The sequence below is a fragment of the Micromonospora sp. DT201 genome (assembly GCF_049841575.1).
In the GTDB taxonomy this organism is placed as follows: Bacteria; Actinomycetota; Actinomycetes; order Mycobacteriales; family Micromonosporaceae; genus Micromonospora.
In genome coordinates, this window is sequence record NZ_JBNCKP010000001.1 from 406,376 (window position 1) to 422,250 (window position 15,875).

The 15,875-nt window shown below is 72.1% G+C and carries 14 protein-coding genes; 10 read left to right on the forward strand and 4 right to left on the reverse strand.

Features of this window, described 5'->3' with window-relative positions; genetic code table 11:
- The first annotated feature begins 129 nt into the window (after positions 1 to 129).
- Both ACLQ28_RS02045 and ACLQ28_RS02050 read left to right on the forward strand, forming a co-directional pair.
- Entirely contained in the window at positions 130 to 351 is a 222-nt protein-coding gene (locus ACLQ28_RS02045) for a biotin/lipoyl-binding carrier protein (protein ID WP_425684752.1), read from the forward strand.
- On the forward strand, positions 348 to 857 hold the full coding sequence (locus ACLQ28_RS02050) for a GNAT family N-acetyltransferase (protein ID WP_425684470.1): 510 nt from the start codon (positions 348 to 350) through the stop codon (positions 855 to 857). Before ACLQ28_RS02045 ends, ACLQ28_RS02050 begins: the two co-directional genes overlap by 4 nt.
- Before the next feature lie 4 nt (positions 858 to 861).
- Here the strand turns inward: ACLQ28_RS02050 and ACLQ28_RS02055 are convergent, their stop codons facing one another.
- A complete protein-coding gene (locus ACLQ28_RS02055; protein WP_425684471.1) occupies positions 862 to 1,479 on the reverse strand; it encodes a TetR/AcrR family transcriptional regulator in 618 nt (205 codons plus the stop codon).
- Positions 1,480 to 1,591: 112 nt separating this feature from the next.
- Here ACLQ28_RS02055 and ACLQ28_RS02060 point away from each other — a divergent pair, with 112 nt between their 5' ends.
- Entirely contained in the window at positions 1,592 to 3,178 is a 1,587-nt protein-coding gene (locus tag ACLQ28_RS02060; RefSeq protein ID WP_425684472.1) for an MDR family MFS transporter, read from the forward strand.
- A gap of 187 nt (positions 3,179 to 3,365) precedes the next feature.
- On the opposite strand, the gene ACLQ28_RS02065 is transcribed toward ACLQ28_RS02060, so the two are convergent.
- Entirely contained in the window at positions 3,366 to 5,195 is a 1,830-nt protein-coding gene (locus ACLQ28_RS02065) for a tetratricopeptide repeat protein (protein WP_425684753.1), read from the reverse strand.
- 190 nt (positions 5,196 to 5,385) lie between these two features.
- Here ACLQ28_RS02065 and ACLQ28_RS02070 point away from each other — a divergent pair, with 190 nt between their 5' ends.
- Both ACLQ28_RS02070 and ACLQ28_RS02075 read left to right on the forward strand, forming a co-directional pair.
- The gene (locus ACLQ28_RS02070; protein ID WP_425684754.1) at positions 5,386 to 6,417 is read left to right on the forward strand and encodes an SIS domain-containing protein; all 1,032 of its coding nucleotides are present in this window, start codon (positions 5,386 to 5,388) and stop codon (positions 6,415 to 6,417) included.
- Positions 6,418 to 6,442: 25 nt separating this feature from the next.
- Complete coding sequence (locus tag ACLQ28_RS02075) at positions 6,443 to 8,041, forward strand: histidine kinase N-terminal domain-containing protein (RefSeq protein WP_425684473.1); 1,599 nt, start codon at positions 6,443 to 6,445, stop codon at positions 8,039 to 8,041.
- A gap of 546 nt (positions 8,042 to 8,587) precedes the next feature.
- Here the strand turns inward: ACLQ28_RS02075 and ACLQ28_RS02080 are convergent.
- Together ACLQ28_RS02080 and ACLQ28_RS02085 are read right to left on the reverse strand one after the other, a co-directional pair.
- A complete protein-coding gene (locus tag ACLQ28_RS02080; protein ID WP_425684755.1) occupies positions 8,588 to 10,057 on the reverse strand; it encodes a glycosyltransferase family 39 protein in 1,470 nt (489 codons plus the stop codon).
- A gap of 63 nt (positions 10,058 to 10,120) precedes the next feature.
- Positions 10,121 to 11,146, reverse strand: a complete 1,026-nt coding sequence (locus tag ACLQ28_RS02085; protein ID WP_425684474.1) for an aldo/keto reductase family protein — start codon at positions 11,144 to 11,146, stop codon at positions 10,121 to 10,123.
- A gap of 62 nt (positions 11,147 to 11,208) precedes the next feature.
- Between ACLQ28_RS02085 and ACLQ28_RS02090 the strand changes: the two genes are divergently transcribed.
- From ACLQ28_RS02090 to ACLQ28_RS02110, 5 genes are all read left to right on the forward strand, one after another.
- Positions 11,209 to 12,120 (forward strand): ArsR family transcriptional regulator, encoded by a 912-nt coding sequence (locus ACLQ28_RS02090; protein ID WP_425684475.1) that lies wholly within the window; start codon positions 11,209 to 11,211, stop codon positions 12,118 to 12,120.
- A gap of 293 nt (positions 12,121 to 12,413) precedes the next feature.
- Positions 12,414 to 14,126, forward strand: coding sequence for a nitrite/sulfite reductase (locus ACLQ28_RS02095; RefSeq protein ID WP_425684476.1), 1,713 nt, complete (start codon positions 12,414 to 12,416; stop codon positions 14,124 to 14,126).
- Positions 14,123 to 14,284: a hypothetical protein gene (locus ACLQ28_RS02100; protein WP_167393614.1), complete on the forward strand. Its 162-nt coding sequence runs from the start codon at positions 14,123 to 14,125 to the stop codon at positions 14,282 to 14,284. Before ACLQ28_RS02095 ends, ACLQ28_RS02100 begins: the two co-directional genes overlap by 4 nt.
- Entirely contained in the window at positions 14,281 to 15,042 is a 762-nt protein-coding gene (locus ACLQ28_RS02105) for a phosphoadenylyl-sulfate reductase (protein ID WP_425684477.1), read from the forward strand. Before ACLQ28_RS02100 ends, ACLQ28_RS02105 begins: the two co-directional genes overlap by 4 nt.
- Entirely contained in the window at positions 15,024 to 15,848 is an 825-nt protein-coding gene (locus ACLQ28_RS02110) for a sirohydrochlorin chelatase (protein ID WP_425684478.1), read from the forward strand. The genes ACLQ28_RS02105 and ACLQ28_RS02110 overlap by 19 nt, the downstream gene beginning before the upstream one ends.
- The last annotated feature ends 27 nt before the right edge of the window (positions 15,849 to 15,875 follow it).

Here is a 15,875-nt window from a genome sequence, read left to right on the forward strand (position 1 = left end):
ATGGTAGTGCGGGCGACACCCGCCGCCTTCCCCAGGGCGGGCGCGCTATCCCGGCCGTGCCGCTGCGCGCCCATCGTCGGCAGCCGCATGATTGGATACGTCGGCAGGCACATCGCGAAAAGGGAGGGCCTGGACATGGCCGAGGAGATCCGCGCCGAGATGGTGGCGAACGTCTGGAAGGTCGTCGCCACGGCAGGTGACACCGTGACCGAGGGCGACACCCTGGTGATCCTCGAGTCGATGAAGATGGAGATCCCGGTCATCGCCGAGTCCGACGGTGTGCTTGAGCAGCTCGCCGTGCACGAGGGCGACGTCGTGCAGGACGGCGACCTCATTGCGGTGATCGCTTGAGCGGGCTGCGGGTTCGTCCTGCGGAGCCGGCCGACTTCGCGGCGGTGGCCCGGCTGACCGTGGCCGCGTACGAGGCGGACGGCCAACTCAAGGGCGAACACGGGTACGGCACGGTGCTGGCCGACGTGTCGACCCGGGCCGTCAGCGGCGAGGTGCTGGTCGCGGTCGACGAGGCGACCGGGGCAGTGCTCGGCTCGGTGACCTTCGTGCTGCCGGGCACCCCGTTCGCCGAGTTGTCCGGTCCGGGCGAGGCGGAGTTCCGGATGCTCGCGGTCGACCCGGGCGCTCAGGGGCGGGGTGTCGGTGCCGCGCTGGCCAAGGCGTGTGTCGACCGCGCGGCCGAGCTGGGCTGCACGGCGGTCGTGATCTGCGTCCGGGCCGGGATGGCCGATTCGGCGCACCGGCTCTACTCGCGGCTCGGGTTCGTCCGCGCACCGGAGAAGGATTGGTCGCCGGCGGCGGACGTGGACCTGCTCGGCCTGCGACTGGACCTGACCCGCGGCTGACCGATCAGCCCAGGCCGGTCGAGGACGCGCCCCGGTCGGGCTCCGCGGCCTCGTCGGGATGCGTGCCGATGGCGGCGAGCAGCTCGTCGGCCACATCCAGGGCGAGCTTGCGGCGTTCGTCGTCGCTGATGTGCGGCGCGCGCACCGCGAACCAGCTGGTATGCACCGCGAACAGTGACAGCGCGGCGCGAAGTTGGGCGGCAGGGGAGTCGTCGCCCCGGCAGAGCGCGTCGGTCAGCTCCAACATCCGACCGCGCATCTGCTGCCCGGCGGAGAGGCTCTTGAGCGCGGTCTGGTTCTGCTCGAAGAAGCGCATCACCGACGGCTGCGTGCCGTCGAACATCGTGTCGGCGTACCGGGAGATCAGCTCGCGCCGGGTGGCCAGGGTGGCGGGCTCCGTAGCGGCCCAGGCGATCAGCGCGTCCATCCGGTCCAGCCGGTCTTCGACGAAGCTGGCGACGATGTCGTCCTTGCTCTTGAAGTGGTAGTAGAGCGCTGCCTTGGTGACGTTGAGGCGCTCGGCGATTTCCCGGAGCGAGGTCTTCTCGTACCCCTGCTCGGTGAAGAGCTCGAGCGCGACGGTCTTGATCCGTTCCCGCGTCCCGCCTGTGCTCTCCCTCACTCACGCCCCCCAATTGGCTTGACCGCTGCTTGCTACCCAACTTACCGTGCGGCTAGTAAGGTGACTAGCCGGGCGGCAAGTAAGTTTGGCAATCCTCGGGGGGAGCTTACCCATGACTCAGGCAACACAGACCGGCGCACGACCCAACAACATACGGGTCGTGCTGTTCGGGCTGATGATCGCGATGATGCTCGCGATGCTCGACAACATGATCGTCAGTACCGCGCTACCGCGGATCGTCGGCGAGTTCGGCGGCCTCAACCACTTCACCTGGGTGGTCACCGCGTACGTGCTCGGGACCACCGTCTCTACCCCGATCTGGGGCAAGCTCGGTGACCTCTACGGCCGCAAGTCGGTCTTCCTGACCTCGGTCGTCGTCTTCCTCGTCGGCTCGGCCCTCTGCGGCATGGCCGGCTCCGCGATGCTCGGCGGCCCGCAGGACGGCATGGTCCAGCTCATCGCCTTCCGCGCCGTGCAGGGCCTCGGTGCCGGTGGCCTCATGGTCGGCGTGATGGCGATCATCGGTGACCTGGTCCCGCCCCGCGAGCGTGGGCGCTACCAGGGCATGATCGCCGGCATCATGGCCATCGCCATGGTCGCCGGCCCGCTGGCCGGTGGCTTCATCACCGATCACCTCTCCTGGCGCTGGGCGTTCTACGTGAACCTGCCGCTGGGCGGTGTCGCGCTGCTCGTGCTGATCAGCACCATGCACCTGCCGAAGTACCGCACCGAGCACCGGATCGACTGGCTCGGCGCCGGGCTGCTCTCGGTCGGCATCACCGCGATCGTGCTCATCACCACCTGGGGTGGCAACGAGTACGACTGGACGTCACCGCAGATCCTCGGCCTGGCCGTGCTGGGCGTGCTCACGCTTGTGGCTTTCGGCCTGGTGGAGCGCCGCGTCCAGGAGCCGATCCTCCCGTTGGCGCTCTTCGCCAACCGCAACTTCGCGCTGATCTCGGTGATCGGCTTCCTGCTCGGCTTCGCGATGTTCGGCGCGATGAACTTCCTGCCGCTCTACCAGCAGACCGTGCAGGGGGCGTCGGCGACCAACAGCGGGCTGCTGCTGCTGCCCCTGATGTTCGGCATGCTGGTCGTCTCGCTGGTCATCGGCCGGGCGATCACCAAGAACGGTAAGTACCGGGCGTACCCGATCATCGGGGGCGTGGTGATGACCGGGGGCATGGCCCTGCTGTCGATGCTCGACACCGAAACCAGCAAGGTGATGTCCTCGCTGTACATGGTCGTGCTCGGCGTCGGTATGGGCTTCCTCATGCAGACGTCGATGCTGATCGCGCAGAACAGCGTGGAGCAGAAGGACCTCGGCGCGGCCAGTGGCGCGGCGACGTTCTTCCGGTCGATCGGCGGCTCGTTCGGCATCTCGCTGTTCGGCGCGATCTTCGCCAACCGGCTGGCCAGCTCCGAGGGCGGTCGGGCCTTCGGCGGCGAGTCCGGCGGTGCCGGGATGGACCTGGCGAAGCTCAAGGAACTCCCCGCCGAGGCGCGCGAGTTGGTGCTCAATGGTCTCTCCGACGCGATTTCGCACGTCTTCCTCTGGGCGGTGCTGTTCACCATCGTGATCCCGGTGCTCGCCTGGTTCATCAAGGAGATCCCGCTGCGCACCGCCAACGAGGCGCCGCCGCAGGCCACTCCGGAGGAGGAAGCCGAGATCGCCCTCGGCAAGGCCCCCGTCGCCTGACCTCTACCCTCCCCCCGCGCCGCGCCAGCCCGTCAGGGCCGGCGCGGCGCGCTTCTTTCCCCGCGATCTTGCACTTTCTGTCCCGGCATAAGCCCTGTTCCCGACAAACCGACGACAGTAAGTGCAAGATCGGCGGGGCGGGGCGGGGCGGGGTGGGGTGGGGGCGGGGTGGGGTGGGTGGGTGGGGTCAGGTTTGGCGGGTTAGGCGTTGCCAGAGGCGGCGGAGGGGGTTGCGGGGGCGGGGGAGTTGGGAGGAACGCGTGCCCAGCAGTTCGGTGGCCAGTGCCGCGGTGGCCGGGTCCAGCTCCGGGGCAGCGAGCGCCAGGTGGGCCAGCGAGACGGCGATCGGGACCGGTCGGACCCGAGCCACGGCAGCCGCGTCGGCGAGCCGCTCCGCCACCACCCGCGCCACGTCCGCCCGTACCGAGGGATCCACCCAGGCGGCGGTGACCAGGGCGAACAGCGCTGCCTCGGTGACCCAGTCCTCGACGTCCCAGATCAGGTCGAGCAGCACGCGGCGCCGAGTCGACCCCTCCCACGGCTCGTCGGTGCGGTGGTGCAGCAGCCCCAGGCAGGCCCACACCTGCACACCACGGACCCAGACCGACGGGTCGTGGGCGGCCAGCAGCCGACCCACCGCGTTGGCCGGGGCCGCCGGTGGGTGCACCAGCAGGCCGAGCAGGTCGGCAACGTCGAGGCCGGCCAGGCCCACCGCCGCGTCGTACGCCGCCGGTGGGTGCGGCCACGCCGGGTGCGCGATCTGCCCGATCCGTTCGACCGCCGTCGCCGAGGGTGCCGGCAGTGCGGGCGTGGGGACGTTGTCCGCGTAGTGCCACAACCGCTGGGCGGACGCCCGCCGGGGCTCGCGCGGGTCCGGCTCAAGCGCGCCGACCACGTCGATCCGCAGCCCCGGTGCAGTGGACGCCGCCGTCCGGACGGCACTCGGCGGTGCGGCGGCGGGTAGGCGGACGGCGCTGCCGAGACCGTTGTCGTCATCGGCCACCGCCTGGCGCATCGCGTCGACTAGTGGACCACCGGCCGGGGTCAGTTGGCCGAGCCAGGGCCGGCCTCGGCAGCACTGGGCCAGGTCACCGTGCTCGTGGCTGTCGTCGGGGTGGTCGCGGACGAAGTCGGCGAGCGCGACCAGGTGGGCCAGGTCACCGTCGCGCAGGTGCCGCAGGCGGTGTGCGGTGTGCACCGCGCAGTCGAACGACGGGTCGCGCGCCAGCGCCCGCTCGGTCCACTCCAGCGCCTCGTCCAGCCGGCCGATCTCGGCCAGGGTGCCGGCGATGTCCGCGTAGATCGCCAGGTCGTCGGGATCCAGCTCCACGGCCCGACCGAGGGCTGCGAGGCAGTCGCGGGTCCGGCCCGCGCTGCGGTACGCGTACCCGAGCCAGACCTCGCCCATCTTCGAGGGTTGTGCGCGTACCCCTCGGGTGGCCCAGCGGACCGCCAGCGCGACCTCAGCGAGACGCCGGGCCAGTGCGGACGCCGCGCCCAGCAGCAGACCGTGCTCGGGGTGGACGGTGACCGCGTTGTGGGCCAGCGTGAGGTACGGCGTGAGGGCGCCCCGGCCGACCCGCGGCACCGGGTCGGGCAGCGCGGCGCAGACCTGCATGAGGATGCGGGCGATGTGCTCCGGATCGAGCCGTTCGGCCAACTCGGGCGCGGTGATCCACGGAACGCCGGCCCACTGGGTGCCGGGTGCGTACGCGGTTGCCGCGGCCAGCAGCTCCAGCCCTTCGGCGGGGCGGCCGGCGGTGGCGAGCAGATGGGCGCGGGCGACGACCGCGCCCACGAAGGTGTGGTGGGTGATCGGGAAGAGGTCGAGGCCTCCGCCGCTCGCGGCGGCGAGCCGGGCCAGCGTCTCGTGCACCTCTGGGAGGGTCGGGGCCTGTGTCAACGCGGCGGCGAGGTGGCCGGCGGCGTGCTGCAGGTCGCCCTCGTCGAGTGCCAGCCGGGCCAGCGCGAGCTCCTCCGTCGCGGAGAGCGCGGGGTCGTCCGTTCCCTCGGGCACGTGGTCCTCTCGTCGCAAGCCTAGACCGTGTGTAGCGGGGCAATCCTAGTTGATATTGAGATCATTCGGTGATCATCTGCGCAGTCCTGCTCGTTCAATTGCTCAGATACGATAAAAAGTGCAAGACTGAGCATGGAACGCGCGGCAATCGCGCAAGGGGGGAGTGTCCGTGACACGCGCAGGGGCTGGAATGGCCGCCGACATCGAGGAGCAGCCGGCGGGCTACGCGCGCCTGCTCTCCGCCGCCAACGCCGCCGAGATCGCCCGGGTGGCGGCGGTCATCGCCGAACGTCGCCCACGGCACGTGGTCTTCACCGCCCGGGGCACCTCCGACCATGCAGCCCTCTACGGGGCGTATCTGACCGAGATCCGGCTCGGCCTGCCGGCCGGGCTTGCCTCGCCCAGCGCGGTAACCCTGTTCGGGGCCCGCCCTGACCTGTCCGACGCGCTGGTCGTCGGGGTCAGCCAGAGTGGCGGCTCACCTGACCTGGCCGAGGTGCTGCGCGCCGCCCGAGCCTCCGGGGCGCTCACCCTCGCGGTGACGAACGCGCCAGGGTCGCCGCTGGACGAGGTAGCCGAGTTGAGCGTCGACATCGCCGCCGGGCACGAACGGGCGGTGGCCGCCACCAAGACGTACACCGCCGAGCTGCTCGCCCTGCTGATGCTGGTGGAGGGCATCCGGGCCGGCGACGGCGTGCTCCCGGCGGCCGAACGGGAGGCGCTCGACGCGCTGCCCGAGCTGGCCGCCCGCACCTTGACCGACAACACCCCAGCCCAGCTCGCGCCGCGCTACCGGTTCGCCCGCCAGCTCGTCACCACCGGCCGGGGGTACGCCTACCCGACCGCCCGGGAGGCCGCGTTGAAGCTGATGGAGACCTCGTACCTGCCGGCGCTGGCCTTCTCCGGTGCCGACCTGCTGCACGGCCCGCTCGCGATGACCGACCCGGAGGTCCCGGTGCTCGCGCTGGTCGGCTCCGGTCCAGGTGGACGGTCGATGGGCGAGGTGCTGCCCCGCCTCGGCGAACGACGCGCCGACGTCGTGGTGGTCGGCTCCGCCGACGTGCCGGGCGCCACCCGGCTGGCCGTTCCCGAGGTCGACGAGCGGTACGCCCCGCTGCTGGACATCCTGCCGTTGCAGCGGTTGGCGCTGGCCCTGGCGCTCACCCGAGGTGAGGACCCAGACGCGCCGCGCGGGTTGAAGAAGGTCACCGCGACGATGTGAGGCCCGGCGTGGCACCCTGGTCACCGTGTCCACGCTGCGCGACCTCGCCGAGGAGCATACCCATCTCCGTCCGGCCGACATCGACCATCTGCACCGGATCGCCGGCGACTGGCAACTGCTCTCCGATCTGTCCTTCGCTGACCTGCTGCTCTGGGTGCCGGTCGACGCCGACGGCACGTTCCTCTGTGTCGCCCAGGTCCGCCCCACCACCGCACCCACCGCCTACCAGGATGACCAGGTGGGACGGATCGTCGGCGGGCCGGAAGTGGCCCACCTGGGGGTGGCGTACTCCCAGGGCCGGATCTGGCGGGAGGGCGACCCGGTCTGGTACGGCGACGTACCCGCCCGGCACGAGGCGATTCCGGTCCGTCTGCGGACCGCCGAGGGTGAGGCCGGTGAGGTCATCGCCGTGGTGGGCCGGGACACCAACCTCTCCACCGCGCGTACCCCCAGCCAGCTGGAGCTCAACTACCTGACCACGGCCGACGACCTGGCCCAGATGATCGCGGACGGCACCTTCCCGCCGCCCCGGCATCCTGGTGAGACCACCTCCGCGCCCCGGGTCGGTGACGGCCTCGTGCGGCTGGACGCCGGCGGCAAGGTCACCTACGCGAGCCCGAACGCGCAGTCGGCGTACCGCCGGTTGGGTTACGCCTCCCACCTGGTGGGCGAAGACCTGGCCGCGCTGCACCGCCGGCTCGCCGGCGACCCGCTGGACGGCACCGAGGCGTCGAACGGCATCCTGGCCGCACTGCGCGGTGAGGCGCCGCCCCGACGGGAGATCGACGCACGCGGCGCCACGATGCTCACCCGGGCGCTGCCACTGATGCCCGCCGGGGTGCCGATCGGCGCGCTCGTGCTGGTGCGGGACATCACCGAGGTTCGCCGCCGGGATCGGGCACTGATCACCAAGGACGCCACGATCCGGGAGATCCACCACCGGGTGAAGAACAACCTCCAGACCGTTGCCGCCCTGCTGCGGTTGCAGGCCCGCCGGGTGTCCATGCCGGAGGCCCGGGTCGCCCTGGAGGAGTCGGTCCGCCGGGTCGCCTCGATCGCACTGGTGCACGAGACGCTCTCCATGTCCAGCGACGAGGCGGTCGAGTTCGACGGCATCGTCGACCGAGTGGCCAGCGCCGCGACCGAGGTCGCCGTGACCGAGGTGAGCGTCGGCATGCGTCGGCGGGGCAGCTTCGGTGTGCTGCCGGCGGAGATCGCCACCTCGCTGGTGATGGTCCTCAACGAGTTGCTGCTCAACGCCGTCGAGCATGGCTTCCCGCCGGCCGACGAAGCGGACGACGCCCCCGCCCCCGCCGTAGCCGGCCCTGAATTCGTGCCGGCTGCCGTTCCGGAGGCCGATCCGTCGGTGCGGCCGGAGGTGGTGGTCTCGGCGCACCGGTTCCGCAAGATGCTGCACGTTTCGGTCACGGACAACGGGCGTGGGCTGCCGCCCGACTTCGACGCCGAACGCGGCAGCCGCCTCGGCCTGCAGATCGTCCGAGCCCTGGTCACCGGGGAGCTGCGCGGCACCATCGAGCTGCGGGCCGGAGCCAACGGCGGCACCGAGGCGATGCTGATCGTCCCGCTCGCCCGCAGCGCCAACGAGGGCCGCTCACAGCCCTGACCGCCGCCCCGTCCGCCCCGTCCGCGGCTGCCGTCCGGCGCTGGCGACGTGTCGTGCACCGGTGGGTAGCAGTCCCTGTAGAGCTGCCCCACCAATGGGGCGTGCCGTGCCCTGCGTGCCGTGCCCTGCGTGCCGTGCCCTGCGTGCCGTGCCCTGCGTGCCGTGCCCTGCGTGCCGCGCCGACGCACACGGTCGGGCCGGGTGGCCCGATCGGGGTCACCCCAGATCTGGGGCAAGCTACGGCCGATGGCTTCGGCCGGCCGTCAGACCGCCACCACTCCGATAGGCGATATACCTGTGAGTCATATTTATGACCCACAGGTATATCGCTCAGAACGACAGGATCGGTCCGCCGGTCCGCCGGTCCGCCGGTCCGCCGGTCCGCCGGTCCGCCGGTCCGCCGGTCCGCCGGTCCGCCGGTCGGGCTGAGGCATCGGGAGGGCAGACCGCGGCAACGGGCCCGAGCAGCGAAGGGCCTGAACAGCAACGGGCCTGAACAGCAACGGGCCTGAACAGCGACAGGCCCGAGGTGGCAACGGGGTTGTGTTAGCGGGTCAGCAGGGCGACGGTCAGGCCGGGGCGCGGCCAGACCTGGGCGACGGTGAAGTTTGCGCGCAGCGCGTCGCCCTTGGCGCCGGTCACGGCCGCCAGCGGCTCGGCGTGCCGGCCGGAAATCACCAGCCACACCCGTGTCGTGCCGGCTAGGCACTGCGCCGGTTGCGGGCACTCGGCGGCCCACAGGTCACCCCGACGGACCTCGTCCTCGGTGACCAGCACGTCCCTTGGTGGGTCGTCGAGGTGGTACTCGATGCCGAGGTCGAGAAAGAGCCAGCTCTGCCGTGGCGAGTAGACCACCGCGTCGCCCGGCCGCTGACCTTCTGCGATCACCCGCGCCGCGCCCGCGTAGTCCACAGGCGCGTTGCGTGGCCATTCGTGCGTCCGCCGCAGCGCGGTCTGGTCGGGCAGGCCGAGCAGCCCGGCCAGGACCACCACGACGAGCGCGGCCGGCGCGGCCACCGCGGCCAGCGCCGCGCCCGCCAGCAGGCAGGCGAAAGGCACCACGAAGACCAGGTACCGGGGCACCCACAGCGGTACGGCCGTGCCGGCGGCGAAGAGCAGCAGCACCGGCAGCAGCACCGAGCTCACCGGCAGCAGAGCGCGCCGTCCGAGCCGGGCCGCGCCCAGTGCGGCGACCCCGACCAGCAGGCCGCCCACCACGCTGCTCTGGGTCACGCCGCCAGGCAGGGCGGTCAGGTCGTCCAGTCGAACCAGGTTGACCCAGTTCAGCTGACGCGACCGCTGTGACCGGGCCTTGAGCAGCAGCGGGCTGACCAGCAGCACGACCGGCACCACGGCGACCACCCACCGCCACACCCGCCGGTCCCGCTCAGCACCGCCGTCGGCCCGGGCGACGATGCCGGCCGCGACCGGGCCGCGCCACCACGCGAGCAGGACGACCAACGCGTGCGCGGCGAGCAGGGTGAGCGCGATCAGATGGATGAGTCCGAGAGCGGCGACGGCGACCGCGTACCCGGCCCAACGGGCCCAGCTCGGCCGGCGTAGTGCGGTCACCAACAGCAGGGTGGCGAGCACCGCGAGCATGGTGGCCAGCGCGTACGGGCGGGCCTCCTGACCGTAGCGGGATGTGCCGGGGAGCACCGCGAACAGCAGCCCGGCGAAGAGGCCGGTTCGCCGGTCGACGAGCCGCGCGCAGAGCACGGCGAGCAACCCGGCGGCCACGGTCATCGCCAGCACGGCCGGTACGCGGAGGGCGATCGTGGAGTCGCCAACGACCGCGGTCCAACCGTGCATCAGCAGGTAGTACGGCCCGGTGGCGGCGTCGATGGTGCCGGCCAACCGGGCCAGGTCGTGCGGCGACCGGGTGGCCGCACTCCAGGTCGCCAGCTCGTCGCGCCAGAGCTGGGCGGAGCCCAGCCCGGTCAGGGTCACCGCCAGGGTCAGCAGCGCCGGGGGGAGCCAGACCGGTACGCGGCGCAGGTGCTCCCGCGCCGCCAAGGTCGACTTCTCGGACAATGTGCCCACGGTCCGAGCCTGCCACGGCCACCCCGGTCGCGGGCGTCAGCTGGCGGCAGGCGGTGGGCGCCAGGCGGGCATCACGTCGTTCGGCCGAGCGGTCTTCGCCGGATCACGCTCGACGAGATCGCCGAGCACGGTGTCGATCCGTGCCATCAGCTCGTCGTCCAGCCGGACCGTGGTGGCGGCAGCCGTGTCGGCGAGCTGCTCGGGTCGCGACGCGCCGACGATCGCGCTGGCCACGGTTGGACGACGCAACACCCACGCCACCGCCAACTGGGCCATCGTGCAGTCGGCGGCCTCGGCGATCGACCGGAGCTGGTGTACCCGGGAGAGCAGCAGATCCGAGGAGTAGCGGGCGATGAACGACCCGCCGAAGCCGTCGGTGGCCCGGGAGCCGGCGGGCGGACGATGGCCGGGCTCGTACTTGCCGGTGAGCACCCCCATCGCGAGCGGCGACCAGGCGAGCTGACCCAGGCCGAGCTCGGCGCTGGTGGGCACCACCTCGGCCTCCACCACCCGCCACAGCATCGAGTACTGCGGCTGGTTGGCGATGAACGGGACGTGCAGGTCGGCGGCGAGCCGCAGGCCTGCGCGCAATTGCGGGGCGGTCCACTCGGAGGCGCCGACGTAGAGCACCTTGCCCTGGCGTACCAGATCGGCGAAGGCGGTCATCGTCTCCTCCAGCGGCACGCTGTCGTCGTACCGGTGTGCCTGGTAGAGGTCGATGTAGTCGGTGCCCAGCCGGTTCAGCGAGGCGTGGCAGCCCTCGATGATGTGCTTGCGGGACAGTCCTGCGTCGTTTGCCCCCGGCCCGACCGGCAGGCACACCTTCGTGCACAGCTCGATCGAGCTGCGCCGGGTGCCGCTCAGCGCCTTGCCGAGCGCCTCCTCGGCCCGCCCCTGGGCGTATCGGTCTGCGGTGTCGAAGGTGGTGATGCCCGCGTCCAGGGCAGCGGCCACGCACGCGGCCGCGGCGCCGTCGTCGAGCTGGCTGCCGTGGGTGACCCAGTTGCCGTACGCGACTGCGCTCACGCGCAGACCGGACCGGCCCAGTTGCCTGTATTCCATGTGTGGATCGTCCAGCGGGCGCGCGCTGTCGCCGAACCGTTCGAGCGTGGTCGAATCTGTCGGTGATCGAGGTCCACTTCACGCCCGACGACCTGAGTCGGGTCCGGTTCGTGCACTCGCCGCTGGCTGAGCTGGTGGCCAGCACCTGGGCCCTGCGGAAGCCGGCGAAGTACTGGATGCACCGTCCGTGGCGGGAGCGTGCCGAGCGGCTGCTCCCGGGTGCCGGCCTGGAGCCGCTGTTGGCAGTGCTCAAGTCGTCCAACGGATACGTGCCGGACTTCCTCACCCCGATCGGGGCGGCGCCGAATCTGGCGGCCGAGCTGCGGGCGGTCGCCAGCACCGACCCGACCCGGGTACGGCGGCAACTGGACCGGGCCGGCGCACCCCGGCTGACCCCGGACGAACTGGTCGCGCAGCTCCGTCGCTACTTCACGCTGCTGATCGCGCCGGACTGGCCCCGGCTGCGAGCGCTCGCGCTGGCCGACATCCGGCGGCGGACTCTGCTCGCCGCGGAGCAGGGCGGGCGGACCCTGCTCCGCGAGCTGCACCCGTTGATCCGCTGGGACGGCGCGGCGCTGCAGGTCGCCGTCGGCACGACCCGGCCGGCCGGTCTCCAGGGGCGCCCGTGGACGCTGCTGCCCACCTCTTTCGCCGGGCCGACGGTGCACGCGATCATGGAGGGTGACGCCGGGCCGGCGCTCTGCTATCCGCCCGCCGGGCTGGGCGGGCTGTGGACGTCGCCGCCGCCCAGCGCCGCGCTCGGCGCGCTGCTCGGCAGTACGCGGGCGGCGGCGCTGTCCGTGCTCGACGCTCCGCTGAGCACCGGTGAGCTGGCTGCGATGTTGGGCCTTGCGCCGGCGACTGCGTCACACCACCTCACCACGCTGCGGGACAACGGCCTGATCGCCGGTGTACGGCAGGGGCGGGTGGTCCGTTATGCCCGAACTATCCTCGGTGACCAGCTGGTCGGCTAGCCTTCGGCCCGTGATGTGGGATCCGGCACGCGGACATTGGCCGGCCCCCATGCGGTGTGGCAGCATAGCCCCATGACCGCCGCTGTCGTCCGCCGCTTCGTGGCACGTCGCCACGTCGACTACGGCCGCGTGTTCAGCGCGATCTGTCCGGCCTACTGACGACGCCCGACCAATCTGTCTCGGGCGCGCTCCGCGCCGGCTGTCTGAAGACACCGTTGTCCCGCCCGCTTCGCCGGGCCGGCCGCCGCGCCCCGCGCATGCCCGAGGCACAGCAGACAACGGAGGACGCCGCGATGGCGGTCAGCAGCACCCCGGCCCGACCCGAGGGCCCGACGGCCCGCCCGGCGCGGGCCCCGCGCCGCCCACGGGGTGAGGGTCAGTGGGCGCTCGGCCACCGCGAGCCGCTCAACCCCAACGAGCGGATCAAGAAGGACGACGATCCGCTGAACGTCCGGGCCCGAATCGAGACCATCTACGCCCACCGCGGCTTCGCCTCGATCGACCCGCAGGATCTGCGCGGCCGTTTCCGCTGGTGGGGCCTCTACACCCAGCGCAAGGCGGGCATCGACGGCGGGCGCACAGCCGTGCTGGAGCCGCACGAGCTGGAGGACGAGTTCTTCATGCTCCGGGTCCGCATCGACGGCGGCCAGCTCAGCCTGGCCCAGTTGCGGGTCATCGCGGACATCTCCCGGGAGTTCGCGCGCGACACCGCCGACATCACCGACCGGCAGAACATCCAATACCACTGGATCCGGGTCGAGGACATGCCGGAGATCTGGCGCCGGCTGGAGTCGGTCGGCCTGCAGACCACCGAGGCGTGTGGCGACTGCCCGCGCATCGTGCTGGGCAGCCCGGTCGCCGGGGTGGCCCGCGACGAGGTGCTCGACCCGACCCCGGCGGTCGACGAGATCGTTGCCCGGTACGTCGGGGACAAGCAGTTCTCCAACCTTCCCCGCAAGTTCAAGACGTCGATCTCCTGGCTGGTGGACACCCCCTACGAGTCGAACGACATCGCCTTCCTCGGCGTCGACCACCCCGAGCACGGCCCCGGCTTCGACGTCTGGGTCGGCGGGGGTCTCTCCACCAACCCGATGCTCGCCCAGCGGCTCGGCGTCTGGGTGCCGCTGGCCGAGGTGCCCGACGTGTGGGCCGGGGTGGTCGGGATCTTCCGCGACTACGGCTACCGCCGGCTGCGCAACCGGGCCCGGCTGAAGTTCCTGGTGGCCGACTGGGGCGTGGAGCGCTTCCGCGAGGTCCTGGAAAAGGACTACCTCGGCCGGACGTTGCTCGACGGCCCGGCACCGACCCTGCCGTCGAAGCCGATCGACCACGTGGGCGTGCACGAGCAGGCCGACGGGCGGCACTACGTGGGCGCCGCCCCGGTGGTCGGACGGGTCTCCGGCAAGCAGCTCACCCAACTGGCCGACGTGGTCGAGGCGCACGGCAGTGACCGGGTGCGGCTCACCCCGTACCAGAAGCTGCTGGTGCTCGACGTGCCGTCGGAGCGGACGGAGTCGCTGGTCGACGCGCTGCGCGACATCGGCCTGGAGGCCCGGCCTTCAGCGTGGCGGCGCGGCACGATGGCGTGCACCGGCATCGAGTACTGCAAGTTGGCCATCGTCGAGACGAAGGCCCGCGGTGAGGAGTTGGTGGCTCGGCTGGAGCAGCGGCTGCGCGACTTCGACGCCGACATCTCGATCCACATCAACGGCTGCCCGAACGCGTGCGCCCGCACGCAGGTGGCCGACATCGGGCTCAAGGGTCAGCTGGTGGTCGGCCCGGACGGCCGGCAGGTGGAGGGTTTCCAGGTGCACCTGGGCGGCGGGTTGGGCATGGCCCAGGGGCAGACCGCCGGTTTCGGCCGCAAGCTACGCGGCCTGAAGACCACCGCCGAGGAGCTTCCGGAGTACGTGGAACGGCTGGCCCGCCGCTACCTGGCTGGTCGGAGCGAGGGCGAGACGTTCGCCAACTGGGTGATCAGAGTCGACGAGGAGGAACTGCGGTGAGCAGCGAGAACCGAGCGGCACCTCTGTACTGCCCGTACTGCGGCGAGGAGGACCTGCGGCCGCACGAGGCGGGGCACGGCGCCTGGGAGTGCCACGCCTGCACCCGGGTCTTCTCGGTGAAGTTCACCGGGCTGCTCTCGCGGGCGGTGACCCGGTGAGTCTGGTCTCCGCCGCCGGCCTGCGCCTGGTCGGCCCCGGTGGCCCGACGCCGGCCGACCCGGCGCGGCGCAGCCCGGACGAGCTGCGCTCGTTGGCCGAGCAGGCGGCTCGGGACCTGGAGGGTGCCCCGGCGCTGGAGATCGCCCGCTGGGCGGCGCAGACCTTCGGCGACCGGTTCTGCGTCACCAGCTCGATGGCCGATGCCGTGCTGGCCCACCTGGTGTCCCGGGTGGCCCCGGGGGTGGACGTGGTCTTCCTCGACACCGGCCTGCACTTCCCCGAGACGCTACGGGTGCGCGACGAGGTTGCCCGGACGCTCCCCGTGAACGTCCGGTCGATCCGGCCCCGGCTCACCGTCGGCCAGCAGGACGGCCAGTACGGCCCCCGGCTGTTCAACAAGTCGCCGGACGACTGCTGTCAGCTGCGCAAGGTGGAGCCGTTGGAGCGGGCCCTGACCGGGTACGACGCCTGGGCCGCGGGCCTGCGTCGCGACGAGTCGCCGACCCGGGCCAACACACCGGTGGTGACCTTCGACCCGCGACGCGGCAAGGTCAAGGTCAACCCGATCGCGGCGTGGACGCAGGGGGATGTGGACGCCTACATCGCCCGCTTCAACGTGCCGGTCAACGAGCTGTTCAAGCAGGGCTACGGGTCGATCGGCTGCTGGCCGTGCACTCGCCGGACCAAGGCCGGCGAGGACGCCCGGGCCGGCCGGTGGGCCATGTTCGAGAAGACCGAGTGCGGGCTGCACGTCTGACCTCCCCGGCGACGACCCCGACCGGCCCCGGCGCGGCCGGCGGGGCGGATCCGGTGGTGCTGGTCGCACACGGTAGCCGTGATCCACGAGCGGCCGATGCCACCCGCGCACTGGCCCAGGCCGTGTCGGCCGCTCGGCCAGGCACACAGGTGTGGGCGAGCTGGCTGGACCACACCGAGCCGGGGCCGACCGAGGTCCTGCGAGACCTGGCAGTGGCCGGCCACCGTCGCGCGGTGCTGGTGCCGCTGCTGCTGACTGCCGCGTACCACCATCGGGTGGACATTCCGGCGGCGATCGCCGCGGCGGCGCAGGCCGGACCGGAGCTGGCGGTACGGGTGACCGATGTGCTCGGCCCGGCGGACGGAACTGTCGACCTCGGGCTGCTGGCCGGGCTGCGCCGTCGACTCGGTGAGGCGCAGCCGGGCCGCTTCGACGCGCTGGTGTTGGCCGCTGCGGGCACCAGGGACGCGCGGGCGCGTCGTTCGGTAGGCCGGGTTGCGGATGCGCTCGGTGTGGAGTTCGGTGTGCCCTGCCGGGTGGCGTACGCCTCGGCGGCTCCACCGGAGTCCGGCGTGGCGGTGTCCCGGCTGCGGGCGGCCGGCGCGCGCAGGGTCGCGGTGTCCGCGTACTTCCTTGCGCCGGGCCTGTTCCACGACGCGGTGGCCGAGGCTGCCCGCGCGGCCGGCGCGGTGGCGGTCGCCGCGCCGTTGACCGACGCACCGGAGTTGGTCGAGTTGGTGCTGCGTCGGGTCGATGACCGGCCCGGCGAGCGCGTGGTCGACTCCGGCAGGGTTACGGCGCGCTGACCCTCGTGCCGGCCGACGGTCCTCGTG

What these genes read in the sequence shown, in the direction of transcription:
- ACLQ28_RS02060 (WP_425684472.1), top strand. Translation starts at nt 1,592, where the DNA reads ATGACTCAGGCAACACAGACCGGCGCACGACCCAACAACATACGGGTC.
- ACLQ28_RS02070 (WP_425684754.1), top strand. Translation starts at nt 5,386, where the DNA reads ATGGCCGCCGACATCGAGGAGCAGCCGGCGGGCTACGCGCGCCTGCTC.
- ACLQ28_RS02085 (WP_425684474.1), bottom strand. Translation starts at nt 11,146, where the DNA reads ATGGAATACAGGCAACTGGGCCGGTCCGGTCTGCGCGTGAGCGCAGTC.
- ACLQ28_RS02095 (WP_425684476.1), top strand. Translation starts at nt 12,414, where the DNA reads ATGGCGGTCAGCAGCACCCCGGCCCGACCCGAGGGCCCGACGGCCCGC.